Source organism: Ruegeria sp. AP7, assembly GCF_056539905.1.
Window position 1 is genome coordinate 180,456 of the sequence record NZ_JBQFVT010000006.1, and the last position, 16,593, is coordinate 197,048.

The following is a 16,593-nucleotide window of genomic DNA, read 5'->3' on the forward strand; positions in this document are numbered from 1 at the left end:
CCTGATGACTATCCAGACAGGTTGATTGTTTGGCCCTGTTCGGATGCTTGCTGCGCCGCAAGACCGATGCGTACGGCCCAAATCCCATCACCCAGAGAGACCTCGGGTTTGGCGCGCTCACCCCGGATCAACTCCAGAAAACCTTTGTGCTGATAATAAGTCGAGCCATTGTGGTCGCCAGCCGCCAATAACTCGGGATCAACCGGGATCTCTCTCTGGATTGGACCTTTCGGTGCGCGGGGGCTGATGATCAGCTGTGGTACCGGAGCGTCGCCCAGATGTTCGGGCCAGAACCGGCCCGGGCCGGGCACAAGCGCTTCGATCTTGGCTTTGGGTCCAATGGCCGAGATTTCTTCCTGATACCGCGACCCCTCGGCGAACATGCAAAGCTCGAGCATCGCGCGCGCGCCTGAGGCGAAATCGACAATGACGTAACCGTGGTCCAGAATATCCGGCGTATTGCCGTTATAGTCCTCATCCAAATGATTGACAGCTTGGCCGCCGCTCGCCGAAACCCGAACTGGGTCGGATTGCAGGATCAGGCGCATGAGGTCGAAGAAGTGGCAACACTTCTCAACGAACGTACCGCCGGTGTTGCGGTTGAACCGGTTCCAGTTGTCGACCTTTTCAAGAAACGGGAAACGGTGTTCGCGGATCGAGAGCATTTTGATCCCACCACTGGCGGTTGCTGCTTCATCGATCAGCGCCGCAATAGGGGGCATATAGCGATATTCCATCGCAACCCAGATCGGGTGAGGGTAAATGCGTTCCAGTTCCTCAAGCCGGGCAAGATCGGCGGGGTCGGTGAATAACGGTTTCTCGATCAACAGGGGCAGGGGGCGGGTTTCCGCAATCTCGGCCAGTTGATCGACATGCAGGTGGTTGGGGCTGGCGATGACCAGACAGTCTAGGTCACTGACCGCCAGAAGGTCCTGAATGGAAGACAACATCTTCGCATCGGGCGCAATCGCCTGCGCCTTTTGCGCCATCTCCGGGTCAGGTTCGAAGATTGCGGCGACGCGTGTGCCCTCAAGCAGAGCAATGTTGTGCAGGTGTTCCTGCCCCATCATGCCGCATCCGATCAGCCCGTAGTTGGTGGTCCGGGTCATGCGCAGTTCCTTTTACTTCAGGCGTTGAACGTATTTGGCCCGATCCGGATCGAACCATGTTTTTGAAAACTCGACAGGTTCGGCTTTCTCAGACCAGCTGAACCGTTCGATGTAACCGACCGTGTGTCCGGCAGATTTGGTGAAGCCTTCAGGCGTCCAGTCGGGCAATGAACCGATGGAAACGCGATCCTCAGCCCGTGTAATCCAGAAGCCAAGCTGTTGCTGGTAATAGCGATAAAGTGAGTCGGACAGCAGGTTCTGGTCGATGGTCCCAGCCGATTCGTCCAGCCAGATTTCCTCGACCGCGATGATTGTGTCATTCAAATAGCGCATCCGGCGCACCCGCGAACCGTGATCAGACAGGCCGAATTCCGGCAGGTCTGCGGGCTTTTGCAGATGATCAACCGATAGGATATCAGCGCGCGGCAACCCGCCGCCTTCGGGTAATTCCAGCCGGAACATCGCATAGACGCTGTTCTGCGTTCCAGTCTCGCGGATGTAGTTGCCCGAACCCTGAATACGCTCCAACATGCCTTTTTTCTCAAGCTCGGCGAGGGATTTTCGCAAGGTCCCGACCGAGACATTCAGGTTCGAAGCCATGTCTCGTTCGGGCGGAAGACGTTCACCATCAATCAGGCGACCCGCCGCGATATCGCGGATCAGCAGCTCTGAGATCTGGACATAGATCGGCAGGGCATTTGGGTTGCGGCTGTTGGAGGACATTGAGGGCGCTTCACTCGGTCGCAGGAAAAATTGATACACTATTGATCTACATCAATGCGCTTGCTACGCAAGAGGAAAGTCAAAGATGTACGGAGCGTGAATCAAATGACCATCGTCCCCATCACATCCCCCGACCTGGATGCGGCCGAGGTTTCGTGGTTTGCAGCGCTCTGCTCGGATGACTACCAGTTTCTGGGTGTGCCCGATGGTGATCTGCGATCCAGTTGGGAGCATTGCTCGGGCATCGTTAAAGAGGCCGAGGCGCAAGGATTTCGCAACATCCTTTGCCCATCGTCATATCAGGTCGGACAGGACACCCTGAGCTTTGTCGCTGGGTGCGCGCCGATTACCGAAAAAATCAACCTACTGGCCGCCGTGCGCTGTGGTGAGATGCAGCCCATCATGCTGGCCCGCACCATCGCGACGCTGGACCACATGCTTAAGGGGCGGTTGACGGTCAATATCATCTCGTCCGATTTTCCCGGTGAAAAAGCCGATAGCGCTTTCCGATATCAACGCTCGCGCGAAGTGGTGGAAATCCTGAAACAGGCCTGGACGCAGGATGAGATTAACCATGCGGGCGAGGTCTACAATTTTTCGAGCCTGACTACGGACCCGGCCCGGCCTTACCAGGCTGGTGGCCCGCTTCTGTATTTTGGCGGCTACTCCCCGTCTGCTTTGGACCTGTGCGGCGAACATTGCGATGTCTATCTGATGTGGCCGGAAACCAAGGATCAGTTGGCAGAGCGAATGAAAGCCGTTCACGCGGTTGCCGAGAATTACAATCGTACTCTGGATTACGGTCTGCGCGTCCACATGATTGTTCGCGATACCGAGGCTGAGGCACAGGAATACGCCGACTACATCGTTTCGAAACTGGATGACGAATACGGTCGCGCGATCCGCGAGAGGGCGTTGGACGCGACATCGTTGGGTGTGGCGCATCAATCCAAGAACCGTGATCTGGCGGATCAATATGGCTATGTCGAACCCGGCCTGTGGACCGGCGTCGGTCGCGCGCGTTCGGGCTGTGGTGCTGCGCTGGTCGGTTCGACCGATCAAGTTATGTCTAAGATTGAAGAGTATCAGAAGATGGGCATCCGCGCCTTCATCTTCTCGGGCTATCCGCACATGGACGAGGCCAAGCATTTTGGCGCCCGCGTGATGCCCAACCTGAAAACCTGCTCGCTTCCCGAAGCCTACGGACGCGTGCCGGCAACCACCCCGGCGACCCCGCTGGGCAACGGAGTTCGTCGCTAATGCAACGTGTGAAACTATCTGACACGCTGGAAATGAGCCGCCTTGTCTATGGCATGTGGCGCTTGGGTGATGACAGTGACACCTCGACAGCGCATGTCGAGGCCAAGATACAGGCTTGTCTGGATCAAGGGATCACCACCTTCGACCAGGCAGATATCTACGGTGGATACGCAGCCGAAGCTGTTCTGGGCAACGCCTTGCGCGCCAATCCCAACCTGCGCCAGAAGATGGAGATCGTCACCAAATGTGACATCGTCGCGCCAATGGGTCGCTATGCGGATGCCAAGGTCAAATACTACGACACGTCGCGCGCGCATATTTTGAAATCGGTGGATACGTCTCTGTCGGAAATGGCGATTGACCACATCGACCTGCTATTGATCCACCGCCCTGATCCAATGATGGACCACAATGAAACCGGTGCAGTGCTGGACGAGGTGGTTGCCAGTGGCAAGGTCGGGGCTGTAGGCGTGTCAAACTTCCGCCCTTGGGATTGGTCTCTGCTGCAGTCGGCAATGAAAACCCAGTTGGTCACAAATCAGATTGAAATCTCGCTTGGGGAGATCAGCCCGTTTACCAATGGCGATCTGGCGTTCCATCAACAGCATGGACATCCGCTGATGGCGTGGTCCCCGCTTGGCGGGGGCCTTTTGATGGCCGGGAACCCTCCGGTCGGTGTTGTAGCGGATGAGATCGCCGCAGAATTCGGTGTGGACCGAGCCGCAGTGGCCGTTGCCTTCCTGCTCGCGCATCCAGCAAACATCCTGCCGGTTCTAGGCACCAACAATTTGGGCCGCATTAAGCGCGTCTCGGATGCTTTGAAGGTCAAGCTGGATCGTGAAAGCTGGTACCGCCTGTATGAGGCGGCGCTGGGACATGAGGTGCCCTGATGAATGCAATCTCGCGCGATATGAACCATACATTCGTCCCGCATAAAGACGACACGCGAACCCTGCGTGATGCCTTTGGCCGTTTTGCCACGGGTGTTACCGTCGTGACCTGCGACAGCGAAGATGGCCCGATCTGTATTACTGCCAACAGCTTTTCGTCCCTGTCGCTGGACCCAGCCTTGGTGATGTGGGCCGGAGACCGCAACTCGCGCCGGTTCCGCTATTTCCAAGAGGCACGTCATTTCAGCGTGCATGTTCTGTCTGCCGAACAGGCCGAGCTATGCTTTGGGTGTTCGAAAGACGCCCACGCGCTGCGTGATATCGAGCATGACCGGTGTGAAAACGGCACCCCGTTGTTGCCGGGCAGTCTTGCCCGGTTCGAGTGTGAGCAGCACGCTTATCACGATGCGGGCGATCATGTGATCGTGGTGGGCAAAGTTCTGAAGGTCAGCATGGCGGATGGAGACGCGCTGACTTTCTTTGCCGGAAAACTCGGCCAATTTGCGCAGAGCTAAGCGCGATATGACGATTGCGGGGCAAACCCGCAGCTGAACAAGGGAGGATCCGCATGGGCGGACTGGCATCGGCGCTAGCGCCGATTGCATTCGTGAACGAAACCGTGCTGCGATTGGGCCGCGCGGTTGGTGTCGTTGCGATTGCAGTCATGGTAATCGCAATCCTGATCCAAGTGTTCTTTCGATACGTTCTGGGCAACGCCCTGCCGTGGCCGGATGAGGCTGCGCGGTTTTGCATGCTCTGGATGACGGGCCTGATGGCCCCCACCGCTTTCCGCCGCGGAGGGTTCGTTGCCATCGACATGCTTGCGCGTCTCCTGCCGCGTGCGCTTGGCCTTTCGCTCAATCTGTTCCTGCTGCTGATATCGCTGGTCGTGCTTTTGGTTGCTGTCAATATTGGCTGGTCCGAGGTCACAGGTTTTGGCGGCAAGTTTGCCACCGCGGCCCTGTATCTGCCCACGTCTTTTGGATTCGATGAATGGTACCGCATCCCGCGCAGTTGGATGATGGCTTCGCTGCTGGTGGGGATCATCCTGCTGATCTCGGTGAATATCGAACTGATCTTGCGATCCATAGTGACCATGCTGGGCGGAGCGCATCTTCTGCCCGAAATTCCCGAAGCTGCGGTGGGGGCTGAATAGATGCTGATTTGGTTCCTGCCTACATTCCTTGTCTTCCTGCTGATCGGCCTGCCGGTCTTTTTCGCGCTGCTGGCTGCACCCGGTATCTTGCTGTGGCTGAGTGGCCAAACCAACGACATCACGCTGCTCTATCGCAATGTCTATAACGGCATGGACAGCTTCCCGCTGATGGCCATTCCGTTTTTCATGCTTGCCGGAGAGCTGATGAATCGCGGCGGTATCACCATCCGCCTCGTCGAGTTCAGCCAGGCCCTGATGGGCCATCTGCGGGGCGGCCTTGCGCATGTGAATGTGCTTAGCTCGATCCTGTTCGCGGGTCTGTCCGGCTCTGCCGTCGCCGACACATCGGCGCTTGGATCTATGCTGATCCCGGCGATGGAGAAGCAGGGCTATACCCGCAAATTCGCCGCAGCGATCACGGCGGCCAGTTCAGTGATCGGGCCGATCATCCCACCCTCGGGCATCATGATCATCTATGCCTATGTCATGGGCGAAAGCGTGGCGGCCCTGTTCCTAGCAGGTATCGTGCCCGGTGTGATGGTCGGCGTTGGCCTGATGCTTATGATCAAGGTCATGGCCGATCGTTATGACTTCCCTGTCGCGAGTCGTAAATACACTTGGCCCGAACGCCGTCAGGCCAGCCTTAAGGCCTTCTTTCCGCTGATGACACCAGTGATCATTCTGGGTGGTATTCTAGGCGGTATTTTCACCCCCACCGAGGCCGCCGCGGTGGCCGTGGGATACGCTTTCATCATCGGTTTCTTTGTTTTGCGCACCCTTACTTTGAAGGAAGTTCCCGAAATACTTAGCAACGCGGGAATGACCTCGGCGGTCGTCTTGCTGTTGGTGGGCGCGGCAATGGCGTTTAAGACGGTGGTCAGCCTCAGCCATGCGCCGGAACAGTTGGCTTCGCTAATCCTCAGCCTATCGGAAAACCCGCTGATCCTGCTGTTCCTGATCAACCTGCTTTTGTTCATCGTGGGTATGTTTCTGGACGCAGGCCCGGCGATCATCATCCTTGGCCCGATCCTTGGTCCGATCTTCACCAGTCTTGGTGTCGACCCGATCCATTTCGCCATCATCATGAGCGTCAACCTGACCGTTGGTCTGGCCACACCGCCAATGGGCCTGGTTCTGTTCGTAGCCGCCGCAGTGTCGCGGGAGCGGGTAGAAACCATCGCCAAAGCCATCCTGCCGTTTCTGGCAGTCGAAATCATTGTGATCTTCCTGATCACATACATTCCCGCACTATCCATGACGATCCCGAGGATAACGGGATTTGCAAACTAACTGAGACCCATAGGGAGGAAACGCATGCTCAGAAGATTTATCAAAACCGCAGCGGTGGCCACATCGTTGGTGGCTGCATCCGCGATAGCCGCGACAGCCGCCGACTACACGCTACGCGCCACAGCAAACTCGAATGAAAACGACGAAGACTATGACGGTCTGGTCGTTTTCAAGAACTATGTCGAGGCGGCCTCGAACGGTGCGATCGAAGTGGAGCTCTTCATTGGCACGCAGCTCTGCTCAAACGGCGCAGAGTGCCTTCAGGGCGTAGCTGACGGCACAATCGACATCTATATCTCAACGTCAGGCGGGGCTTCGGGAATCTTCCCATATGTGCAGGTTCTGGACCTGCCATACTTGATGGCTGATGACCGCATTGCCGAACACGTGTTGTCAGGCGATTTCACCCGCAAAATGCGCGACATGGCGCTAGAAGATTCTGGTGGCGCGATCCGCTTGATGACCATCGGCAACACCGGTGGCTGGCGCAACTTCGCCAATACGCAGCGTCGTGTGGCCGAGCCTGGCGATATGGAAGGTCTGAAAATCCGCACAGTCGTGGCCGACCTGCCTCAAGAACTGGTTAAGGCTCTTGGTGCCTCGCCGACCCCAATCCCGTGGCCGGAACTGTTCACCAGCTTCCAGACCGGTGTGGTTGAAGGATCCAAAAACGGCATCACCGACATCATGGGCATGAAATTCCCCGATGCGGGTCTGCAATACGTCACGCTTGATGGTCACGCTTACATGGGTGCGCTGTGGTGGATGAACAACGCCAAATTCCAGGAAATGCCCGAAGACATGCGCCGCGTTGTCGTGGATGGTTTTTATGCGCTGCAGCAGGCCACCTTTGCCTCGCCCAAGCGCAAATCGATCCAAGCATACGAAGATTTTGTTGCTGGCGGAGGTGATCTCTACGTACCTACACCCGAGCAGAAAGCCGCGTTCAAAGAGGCTGCAACCCCTGTCTATGCGTGGTTCCAGTCAAACGTGGCACGCGGGGACGAAGTGTTCACTGCGCTGACCGAGGCCGTTGCTGCGGCCGAGGCGAACGTAAACGCCTCGCGTGATGCGGATCTGAACTAAATTGTTGGGTCGGGCCTTTGGGCCCGGCCCCTACCGAAACGGGTACATCCACCCTTTGTAGTCGTTGACCAGAACATGCGCCCTTTCAATTTGCTCCGGCGACATTTTCTTGATCACTTCCTCAAGGCTGATCGCGGCATCGGGATCGCCGCCAATGGCGCTGAGTGTGTACCACATATATGCCCGTACCAGATCAGGCGCAGGCATGCCCAGTCCCAGTTCATAATACCAGCCGATGCCGGATTGTGCCCCCGGATGCCCCTTCATCGAGGCGCGCAGATACCATTCGAACGCGCGTTCATAGTCTTGCTCGACCCCAAGACCCAGCCCGTACATCACACCGATCAACTCTTCGGCTTCGGCATTGCCGGATCGCGCCGCTGGCAACAGTTCTTCGCGCGCGGCCTTAAACTCCCCGGCTTCCATCAAATCACGCGCCTGTTCCAACTCGGCCAGCGCCGGAGTCGCAAGCAGATAAAGGGCAAATACAAACTGACGCATGGGGTTGCTTTCCTCTTGGCCGGGGCCGCGGCGGCTCAGGATTTGCCGCGCCCGCTGACGGATTCTGATTTCATTCCCTTTGATATGGAACAGGCCGCTATCGGTCATCAACTGTTTTACGATCCTATCCTGTCGGGTAACCAAAACATTGCTTGCGCTCATTGCCATCACCCGGATTTTGGCACCTCGGACGGGCTGTCTCTGGGCATCGGCGAAGGCGGGCAAGGGCTAGGCCCGGACCGCACGCCCGGCATCGGGGCGGATAAGATCCGCAAGCGAATTCCGCGGAACTCGCCGGGCTTGTGGAATCTGGGGGCCAAGGAGATCCATACGGTCTTTCACGACGGCCGCCTGAGTATCTCGGACGTTTACGGCAACGGCTTCAATTCACCTGCACAGGAGTGGCTGCCGGAAGGATTGAATTCCCTATTGGCCGCACAAGCATTGTTCCCGCTGACCTCGCAGTTCGAGATGGCTGGCAATGTCGCCGAAAATCAGGTGACGGGCGCGGTGCATGACCGCATCGACAAAGGTTGGCCGATCCTCGCGAAGCGCGTCCGCACCGACCCTCTCTATGGCCCAGCCATGGTCAGTGCGTTTGATGAAATCGACACGACCGAAGACATCACGATTACCCAGATCGCCAACGCGCTGGCCGCGTTTATGGCGCTGGAGTGGCGCAGCACAGACAGTCCGTTTGATCAATTTCTGGCCGGCGATCGGTTGGCCCTGACGCCACAACAAAAAGAAGGGATGTCCCTGTTCTTTGGCGACGCGGGCTGTTCTTCCTGCCACTCTGGCCCATTACTTTCGGATCAAAGTTTCCATGCATTGGGGTTGCCTCCGTTTGGTCCGGGGAAAACCCGTCTGTGGGATCCTTATGCGCGCGACGTGGGCCGTGTGGGTGAAAGCAATCGCCTGGAAGACGCCTATCGGTTCCGCACGCCAATGCTGCGGAACGTCGCCAAAACGGCGCCGTACGGTCACAACGGTGCGTTTCCCGATCTTGAAGGTATTGTACGCCATCACCTGAACCCGCAGGAAAGCCTTGCGACATGGACCTCAGATATGGCAGCCCTTCCCGAAGTGCCGTGGCTGGAACGTGTCGACTTCATCGTCTGGGAAGACAGCTTAGAGATGGCTCGCCTGCGCCGCAAAATCGATATTACCCGGCAAAATCTGACGGATGATCAGATCGCCGACCTAGTTGCCTTTCTTCATGCTCTGACGGGAACGACGCTTGATACGCCGCTCTTTGGTGTGCCCGAGGGCTTTGAACCCTAGAAGAGCTTGGCCATGTCATTGGACATTTGCTTGAAATCTCATAATGCTCCGGTCAAACCCACCGCCGAGAGATTCAATGCATTGCCACTACAAACCAAATGATCCGTTACAGAATTGCGATATTGCAGATCTGACGCGGTGCTTCACAAAAATACAGGATGCAGCTGCCTTGGATGCGACTCTGCAACGGGAATGGATGTCGGGTAAAATCTGATGGACCATATCATTACTCTGAATTCGGGTTCGTCTTCGCTCAAGTTTGGGTTGTTCACAACCACCGGAGATGATCCGGCGCTGATCTGCTCGGGTGAAGTTGAAAGTATTGGCAGTGCGGCGGCACAGATCAGCGCAAAGACCACGGATGGTCGGGTACTTGTCGATACCACGTCCGAGGCTCTGCACGATCAGGCCAGCGCACTGGATTACATTCTGGATTTTCTAGAGCGAGAGTCCCCGGCTGCACGTGTGGCAGCCGTTGGGCACCGCATTGTGCATGGCGGGCCGGACAATGATCGACCGATATCGCTGACCCCCGATAGTTTGCAGGTGCTCGAAAAGCTCGAGCCTTTTGCGCCGTTGCACCAGCCTTACAATCTGCACGGTGCACGCGCGGCGATGGAAAGGTTCCCAGATGCCAAGCAGATTGCCTGTTTCGATACGGCCTTTCACCGCCATCACCCCTGGGTCAATGACACATTCGCACTGCCGACCGAGTATTACGACATGGGCGTTCGGCGTTATGGATTTCACGGGTTGAGCTATGATTACATCTCGGACCATTTGGCCAACACCGCCCCACTAATTCACGGCGGGCGTGTGGTTGTAGCCCATCTTGGGAACGGTGCTTCGATGTGCGCCATGATCGCAGGCCGCTCGGTCGGGTCGAGCATGGGATTTTCGGCCATGGATGGTTTGCCTATGGGCACGCGCTGCGGTCAGTTGGATCCTGGGGTTGTGCTGTATCTCATGGATCAACAGGGCATGAATGCGGACGAGATATCGGATCTTCTTTATCGCAAATCCGGTTTGCTGGGACTTTCGGGTATGACCAATGACATGCGCACACTCGAGGCGTCGAATACGCCGGGTGCGCGTAATGCAATCAACTATTACACCTTCCGGATACGCCGCGAACTAGGTGCATTGGCCGCCGTTCTGGGTGGGCTGGACGCGGTCGTGTTTACCGGTGGGATCGGAGAGAACTCGACCTACATCCGTGATCGCATCTGCACTGATATGGGATGGTTGGGCATCGAGCTGGACCATGATGCAAACGCTGATAACAGGCGGGTTATTTCCACCGATTTGTCGCGCGTGAAATTGATGGTCATTCCGACAAATGAGGAATTGGTAATAGCGCGGGCGGCGGCTGCGCAGATCGGCTGAATCTTCCCTTTCGAAGCGCGCTGGTTTGAAGTTTTTTTCTGGGATCAGACAAAAATGTTTCGACACTACGGGAATCCCCCAATTTCGCGATTCCCATGGAGGCGTTAACTTTTCCTTAACTACCGGGCCAGTGCGCCCAACCACTTTCACTAATTTCCCCCGATGAGGGGCTGGCTTCCTACCCCCTTGGCCGGCCCCTCAACTTTTTTGGGACTAGGCTTACACCGTATCGTTTTGAAGGATTTGCCGAACGAGTGCAGGCAGCTTGGCGCTGTCTTGATAGCTGAGCGTGTGCGGCAGGTCCGAAATAGGTGATTTGCGATAGCCTTGTTCAAATAGCAAAAACGGTACCCCTGCACGCTGGGCTGTTTCGGCATCAACCTCGCTGTCACCGACAAAGATGTGCGGGCCGGCAGCCTGCAGTGCCTCAAAGCTGGCGTTCAGATGCGCTGGGTCGGGCTTGCGGATATCCAAGGTGTCGCCGCCAAACACCGTGTCGAAATAAGGCTGCAGCTTCAATTCGCTCAATACATGCCTGGCCGGCGCTTCGGGTTTATTGGTACAGACCCCAAGAGCACAACCCATTTCACGCAGTTCTTCCAATGCCTCAAAGACTCCGGGGTAAACGACGGTCTGGTCGCACGCGCCCGCATTGTAGTGCTTTAAGGTAAGCTGCGTCAGTTCCGCGTGCCGATCCGGCTCTATCCCGCAATGGGTCATTACACACTCGACCAATTTAGGCAGACCGTTTCCGACGAATCTACGGATTGTGTCATTAGGCAAGGCCGGATGCCTTTGATCATCAAGCATTCGATTTGCTGCAGTAGCGATGTCGGCAAGGCTGTCTACCAAGGTGCCGTCCAGGTCAAATACAACGACTGCCGTCATCTGCGAATCCACCTTTAACTATTGATGATTAGTGCCTAGGTCGCAATTCGTGACGACGCAATGGAGAGCCGAATAATTGGCTTCAAAACTGTGGCTTGACAAACCTTACTATTTTTATCAGATTAATCTTACGAACAGATAGCCAACCCTATTCAGGGTCAGCCAGATCAAGCGAAACAAACCGACAGGCCACGTGCCAAAGACGCTCTGGAGATGCCCCGATGAACATGCAAACCCCCTCCTCGACTCAAAGTTATGCTGTTTCAATGCTGCCGGCTCATAAAGCAGAAGACCTGACAAACGGTGGCAATCTGGCCCATATCGAGCTGGGCGATCAGCTTTATACACTACGCATCACCCGCGCGGGCAAACTGATCCTGACCAAATGAGCGCACCTTCTTCGCGCGGCGGGGCGGCCGTCGGTCGTCTGACCGACCTGAGCCCCATTGAGGCCGGTGCCGTCATATACCTGCGCCTCTGGGGTGATGGTGACAAAGGCCGCGCCAACGCTGCTAGTGACTTCGACATCGCGCTGGGCGCAGATCAGGGCCATGCCACGATGCTGACTTTGGATCGGCTGTGTTCACTGTGTACGCATCATGGTCGCCGCCCGCTGGTGCGCCATGGCTTGGGATGCGCCTGTCTGGGGGCTGATGAGAACTGCTTTGCCCAGATGATCGGCGCCGCGTCCGAGGGCGCGCGCGAGGACGCGATGATGATGGCCTCGCTGATTGTGCGACCTGACTTTGCCCCAGCATTGGCCTCATTGTCCGAGGAACTGGGGCTGGCTCTACGCCGGATGATTTTAGCGGCACCTTTGCCGACGAAAGGGCACCAACCCCCAAATGCGATGCTCCACTGATCGCTGGTAGCAAAACCCCGGCCATTTTGCCGGGGTTTTGCTTTACTCAGCAACAGCTACAGCCTGCATGGTGATGGTCGTGATCGCAATCGAGGGCGGGGCTATAGTCCCCAACCTCCGCAAGTACTTCCCGCAACGCCCAAAGGATCATGTCCACATCTTCCGCTTCGATGGTTAGCGGCGGCCGTATTTTCAGGATATTGTCCTTCGGCCCCTCGCTGCCAATCAGGATGCGGTGATCGCGCATCCGGTTTTTAACGTAGCTACAGATCTCGCCACTTTCCGAGCCATCTGGGTTGATCAGTTCTACGCCCAGAAAAAGGCCCATACCGCGCACATCGCCAACGCAGGAAAAGTCTGCTTCAATCTGCCTGAGGCCGTCCATCAGGCGAGCCCCCATGACGCGGGCATTTTCTTGCAATCCTTCGTCGTCGACAATGTCCAGCACTTCTTTCCCGATCCTGCAGGACAGGGTTGAGCCGCCAAAAGTAGAAAAGAACTCGATCCCGTTGTCGAAGCTTTCGGCGATCTCTTTGGTGGTGACCAGCACACCCAGCGGGTGGCCGTTGCCGATGGGCTTCCCCATCACCACGATGTCAGGCAGCGCGCCCTGATGTTCAAAGCCGAAGTAATAGTCGCCGAGCCTCCCAAGCCCGGTCTGGACCTCGTCGGCAATGCAGACCCCTCCGGCAGCACGGATTTTTTCATAGACCGCAGGCAGATAGCCCTTCGGCGGGATGATCTGACCACCGACCGAGGGGAAGGTTTCTGCGATAAAGCCCGCAAGCCCATGACCTTTCTGTTGCAACGCGGCAATCGCAGGCTCCACAAAATCTGCGAATTTTGTGGCGCGGTCCGGATCGCCGCGCCGGAACGACCCGCGATAGTCATCTGCGACCTCAACCAGTTCCACCCAATCGGCTTGCCCAACCCCTCGGGGTTTGTTGAACTTGTAGGCCGAGATCGCCACCGCTGCGTTTGTGTTTCCGTGATAGCCGTGATCCGGCGTCACGATACCCTTCGCCCCGGTATGCGCGCGCGCCAGCCGCAAGGCCAATTCGTTGGCTTCGGTCCCCGAGTTGACAAAGAAACAAACCTCAAGGTGATCTGGCAGTTTCGACAAAATCTTGTCGGCAAAGGCGGTATGCGTTGGATGAAGATAGCGGGTGTTGGAGTTCATCCTCTTCAGCTGATCCGCCGCGACCGCTTGAATGCGCGGATGTGCATGGCCCACATGTGGCACGTTATTGTACGCGTCCAGATAGGGGCGCCCCCATTCGTCGAAGAGGTGATGCTTCCAACCGCGCACCAGCATGACCGGATCGTCATAGGTCAGGCTGAGGTTGCCACCGAAGTGATCGCGTCGGTCTTGCAGGATAGCTTGCTTGTCGGTTGGGCGATATAAAACCTTCTCATCCGACAGATTCAACAAAGCCGCCGGGTTGGGGCACACCGCGTTCCACAGTTCCATCTCATCCGGGTCGGCAACTCCGGGCCAGTCGGCCTGCATCCCGTCGGTCGTCAGTGCCAGTTGGAAATGCACATGCGGGGCCCAGCCGCCATTTTGGCTGGCATTGCCCAGCCGGGCAAAGGCCGCACCCTGAGCTACCGGATCACCGGGTTTCAAACGCTCGCTAACCTCGGGGTCCAGATGACCGTAAAGCGTATAAAACGCGTCACCCTCGGGTGTTTCGTGGTGCAGGATCACCACCCCACCGTAATCGAGATGAGCGTCCCGGTTCTCAACCACCTCGACCCGACCACTCAGCGGCGCATGAAGCACCGTTCCGGCGGGTGCAAACACATCCACCGCCAGATGCACGGTGCGCCGATCCGAGGCCTTCCACGGACCCTTGCGGAACCCTGGCTCCGCATAGATCAGGCGGGGTTCATTGTAATAGCCAAGCCAGAGGCCCTCTCCGAATTCCTCTCCGACTCGTGCCGCCTCAGCAAGCGGCATGTGGAAGGGATTTTGTGGCCATGTTGAATTTTCAACAGACAACGAGCCCATCGGCGCATCGCTTAAATCCTGCCCGAACATCTGTGCAAAATGCCCGCGATGGCTGGATAGGTAGGTGTGGACACGCTCGGCTCCGTCAACTACCGGAAGGCCACAAGCGGCCCGCAGGCGGGCTGGCATGAGCGCGCCATTGATCTTCGCGTCCTCCAGGAATCGCCAAGCCGGAGCCTGGCTGATTGTCACATAAGGGTCGTCAGGGTTCTCGGCCGCCATCAGAGTCGAGTTCACCACCGACACTGCCAGCCGCATCTGCAGAAGGGGCCAGATCAGATCGATTTCATCAGGTCGCAAACGGTTGGCGGCGTGATAGCCACGCACCAAAGCGGCCAATGCGCGTTCGGGTTTTGGGTGGTCCAGAACGACATAGGCCCCGGCAATGGCCAGTTCGCATACACGCGGTGCTGCGCACATATCACCAAGGTCGATCAGGCCCGAGACGCTTCGACGTTCGCTCAACTCACCTTCAACAAGGATATTGTAGTCATTGGCATCATTGTGGATCGCCTGTTTAGGTAAGCCGTTCAGCTGATCACCGATGGCATCAAATTCTAGGGCTATCTGTCGCAGTCGCGCGCGCCGTCGCGGATCAGAAATTGCCTCCAGTTGATCAACAATCCAACCAGCTTGGGTCAGGTCCCATTTGAAATCTGCACGACTTAAGCCCTTGTGCTTGAACGCCTCCAGCGCCCGGTCTGTTGCGCCCAGAACACGCCCCAGCTTGAGGATCAGGTCCTCGTTTTTTGGCACACTGCGGGCAAAGCACTGCCCTGGCAGTCGTTCAAGCAGCCAGACCAGCCGCGGCTGCCCGTCCGCGTCAGCAATTTCAGGCAACATGGTTCCGTTCAAATCAGAAACAACGTCAGGAAACGGCAAGCCCGGAGCCTCGGCATCGAGATGCTTTAATGTTTTGATCTGCAAATCCACCAGATCGGCGTCACATCCGGCCCGCATTACTTTGAGCACATAGTCCTGCCCATTCGTGGCCTCGACTAGAAAGTTGAGGTCATATTCCCCATCCAACCGCGTTAGACGGGCTTCCAGCCCCCAGTTCTGACGCAGCTTTCCAGCCCAATATGCATTCAGATCGCCCATGCATTACCCCATGCCATTCCCAACTTGATCCCCTTCATCTGGCCAATAATACTCTCGGGGGGATCGCGCCCCGGTGCGATGGGGGGCAGATAGCCCCCCTGCCGTCAGCTCAAAGCACGCAGGCGTTTGAACAGCGAGGACGTATCCCACCGGCCGCCGCCCAGTTTCTGCACATCCTTGTAGAACTGATCGACTAGCGCGGTAACGGGCAGCGATGCGCCGGTCTCATTTGCTGTATTCAGGCAGATCCCCAAATCCTTGCGCATCCAATCCACGGCGAAGCCATGTTCGAAGTGGTCATCCAACATGGTCTCGTACCGGTTTGCCATTTGCCAACTGCCCGCAGCGCCCTGGCTGATTACCTCGACGACAGCACGGCCATCTAGACCGGCCTTCTCAGCAAAATGCAGCGCTTCGCTGAGGCCTTGAACCAGCCCGGCAATAGCGATCTGATTGCACATCTTGGTCATCTGGCCTGCACCGTTGTCGCCAATGCGGCGGCAGATCTTGGAATAGACCTGCATCACCGGTTCAGCTGCGTCATAGGCCTCCTGATCGCCACCACACATGATCGATAATACACCATTCTCGGCCCCGGCCTGACCGCCCGAGATCGGGGCATCCACAAAAGCGATCCCATCAGCTTTGCCAGCTTCGTACAACTCGCGCGTCACTTTGGCGGATACCGTAGTGTGGTCCACAAAGATTGAACCTTTGGCCATTCCGTGAAAGGCCCCATCCTCACCTGTGCACACCATGCGCAGATCGTCGTCGTTGCCGACACAGGCCATCACGAATTCTGCCCCTGCCGCGGCTTCACGCGGAGTAAGCGCCATGGTTCCGCCATGCTGGGCAACCCAGGCCTCTGCTTTGGATGCGGTGCGGTTATAGACTGTGACGTCGTGACCGGCGGCCTGAAGGTGCCCGGCCATCGGGTAGCCCATGACGCCCAGACCAAGGAAAGCGATTTTTGCCATGTGATGATCCTCTTTGTAATCCGTCCCAGGCCTCGACGGCACAACAGGGCGAGATGTTCAGCAGAGACA

General features: G+C 57.1%; 16 protein-coding genes. 10 read left to right on the forward strand and 6 right to left on the reverse strand.

Translation table 11 applies throughout. From position 1 onward, the window contains the following. Positions 1-8: 8 nt before the first annotated feature. Positions 9-1,109, reverse strand: a complete 1,101-nt coding sequence (locus ACR0KN_RS13395; RefSeq protein ID WP_480654165.1) for a Gfo/Idh/MocA family protein — start codon at positions 1,107-1,109, stop codon at positions 9-11. 12 nt (positions 1,110-1,121) lie between these two features. After that, positions 1,122-1,832 (reverse strand): GntR family transcriptional regulator, encoded by a 711-nt coding sequence (locus ACR0KN_RS13400; RefSeq protein WP_010440994.1) that lies wholly within the window; start codon positions 1,830-1,832, stop codon positions 1,122-1,124. 105 nt (positions 1,833-1,937) lie between these two features. On the opposite strand from ACR0KN_RS13400, the gene ACR0KN_RS13405 reads away from it, so the two are divergent. From ACR0KN_RS13405 to ACR0KN_RS13430, 6 genes are read left to right on the forward strand one after another with little or no spacing between them, the layout of a single operon-like run. Continuing rightward, entirely contained in the window at positions 1,938-3,092 is a 1,155-nt protein-coding gene (locus ACR0KN_RS13405) for an LLM class flavin-dependent oxidoreductase (protein ID WP_480654166.1), read from the forward strand. Next, on the forward strand, positions 3,092-3,982 hold the full coding sequence (locus ACR0KN_RS13410) for an aldo/keto reductase (RefSeq protein ID WP_480654168.1): 891 nt from the start codon (positions 3,092-3,094) through the stop codon (positions 3,980-3,982). The genes ACR0KN_RS13405 and ACR0KN_RS13410 overlap by 1 nt, the downstream gene beginning before the upstream one ends. After that, entirely contained in the window at positions 3,982-4,497 is a 516-nt protein-coding gene (locus tag ACR0KN_RS13415) for a flavin reductase family protein (RefSeq protein WP_170780773.1), read from the forward strand. Before ACR0KN_RS13410 ends, ACR0KN_RS13415 begins: the two co-directional genes overlap by 1 nt. A gap of 53 nt (positions 4,498-4,550) precedes the next feature. Then, positions 4,551-5,138 carry a TRAP transporter small permease gene (locus tag ACR0KN_RS13420; RefSeq protein ID WP_170545026.1) on the forward strand — a complete coding sequence of 196 codons (588 nt, stop codon included), beginning with the start codon at positions 4,551-4,553 and terminating at the stop codon, positions 5,136-5,138. Next, positions 5,139-6,428, forward strand: a complete 1,290-nt coding sequence (locus ACR0KN_RS13425) for a TRAP transporter large permease (protein ID WP_170476074.1) — start codon at positions 5,139-5,141, stop codon at positions 6,426-6,428. 24 nt (positions 6,429-6,452) lie between these two features. Next, positions 6,453-7,514 (forward strand): TRAP transporter substrate-binding protein, encoded by a 1,062-nt coding sequence (locus ACR0KN_RS13430; RefSeq protein WP_480654171.1) that lies wholly within the window; start codon positions 6,453-6,455, stop codon positions 7,512-7,514. Between the two features lie 30 nt (positions 7,515-7,544). Here the strand turns inward: ACR0KN_RS13430 and ACR0KN_RS13435 are convergent, their stop codons facing one another. Continuing rightward, complete coding sequence (locus ACR0KN_RS13435; RefSeq protein ID WP_480654172.1) at positions 7,545-8,015, reverse strand: tetratricopeptide repeat protein; 471 nt, start codon at positions 8,013-8,015, stop codon at positions 7,545-7,547. Between the two features lie 15 nt (positions 8,016-8,030). Between ACR0KN_RS13435 and ACR0KN_RS13440 the strand changes: the two genes are divergently transcribed. Further along, a complete protein-coding gene (locus ACR0KN_RS13440; RefSeq protein ID WP_480654174.1) occupies positions 8,031-9,299 on the forward strand; it encodes a cytochrome-c peroxidase in 1,269 nt (422 codons plus the stop codon). 213 nt (positions 9,300-9,512) lie between these two features. After that, entirely contained in the window at positions 9,513-10,685 is a 1,173-nt protein-coding gene (locus ACR0KN_RS13445; protein WP_480654176.1) for an acetate/propionate family kinase, read from the forward strand. Between the two features lie 219 nt (positions 10,686-10,904). Here ACR0KN_RS13445 and gph read toward each other — a convergent pair whose 3' ends face one another. Beyond that, complete coding sequence (gene gph, locus ACR0KN_RS13450) at positions 10,905-11,573, reverse strand: phosphoglycolate phosphatase (RefSeq protein ID WP_480654177.1); 669 nt, start codon at positions 11,571-11,573, stop codon at positions 10,905-10,907. Between the two features lie 221 nt (positions 11,574-11,794). Here gph and hemP point away from each other — a divergent pair, with 221 nt between their 5' ends. Both hemP and ACR0KN_RS13460 read left to right on the forward strand, forming a co-directional pair. Next, positions 11,795-11,962 (forward strand): hemin uptake protein HemP, encoded by a 168-nt coding sequence (hemP, locus tag ACR0KN_RS13455; protein WP_010441016.1) that lies wholly within the window; start codon positions 11,795-11,797, stop codon positions 11,960-11,962. Next, positions 11,959-12,435 carry a hypothetical protein gene (locus ACR0KN_RS13460; RefSeq protein ID WP_480654179.1) on the forward strand — a complete coding sequence of 159 codons (477 nt, stop codon included), beginning with the start codon at positions 11,959-11,961 and terminating at the stop codon, positions 12,433-12,435. Before hemP ends, ACR0KN_RS13460 begins: the two co-directional genes overlap by 4 nt. Before the next feature lie 46 nt (positions 12,436-12,481). On the opposite strand, the gene ACR0KN_RS13465 is transcribed toward ACR0KN_RS13460, so the two are convergent. Both ACR0KN_RS13465 and ACR0KN_RS13470 read right to left on the reverse strand, forming a co-directional pair. Then, on the reverse strand, positions 12,482-15,547 hold the full coding sequence (locus ACR0KN_RS13465) for an aminotransferase class III-fold pyridoxal phosphate-dependent enzyme (protein ID WP_480654181.1): 3,066 nt from the start codon (positions 15,545-15,547) through the stop codon (positions 12,482-12,484). 104 nt (positions 15,548-15,651) lie between these two features. Continuing rightward, positions 15,652-16,524 (reverse strand): NAD(P)-dependent oxidoreductase, encoded by an 873-nt coding sequence (locus ACR0KN_RS13470; protein ID WP_170771418.1) that lies wholly within the window; start codon positions 16,522-16,524, stop codon positions 15,652-15,654. Between the last annotated feature and the right edge of the window lie 69 nt (positions 16,525-16,593).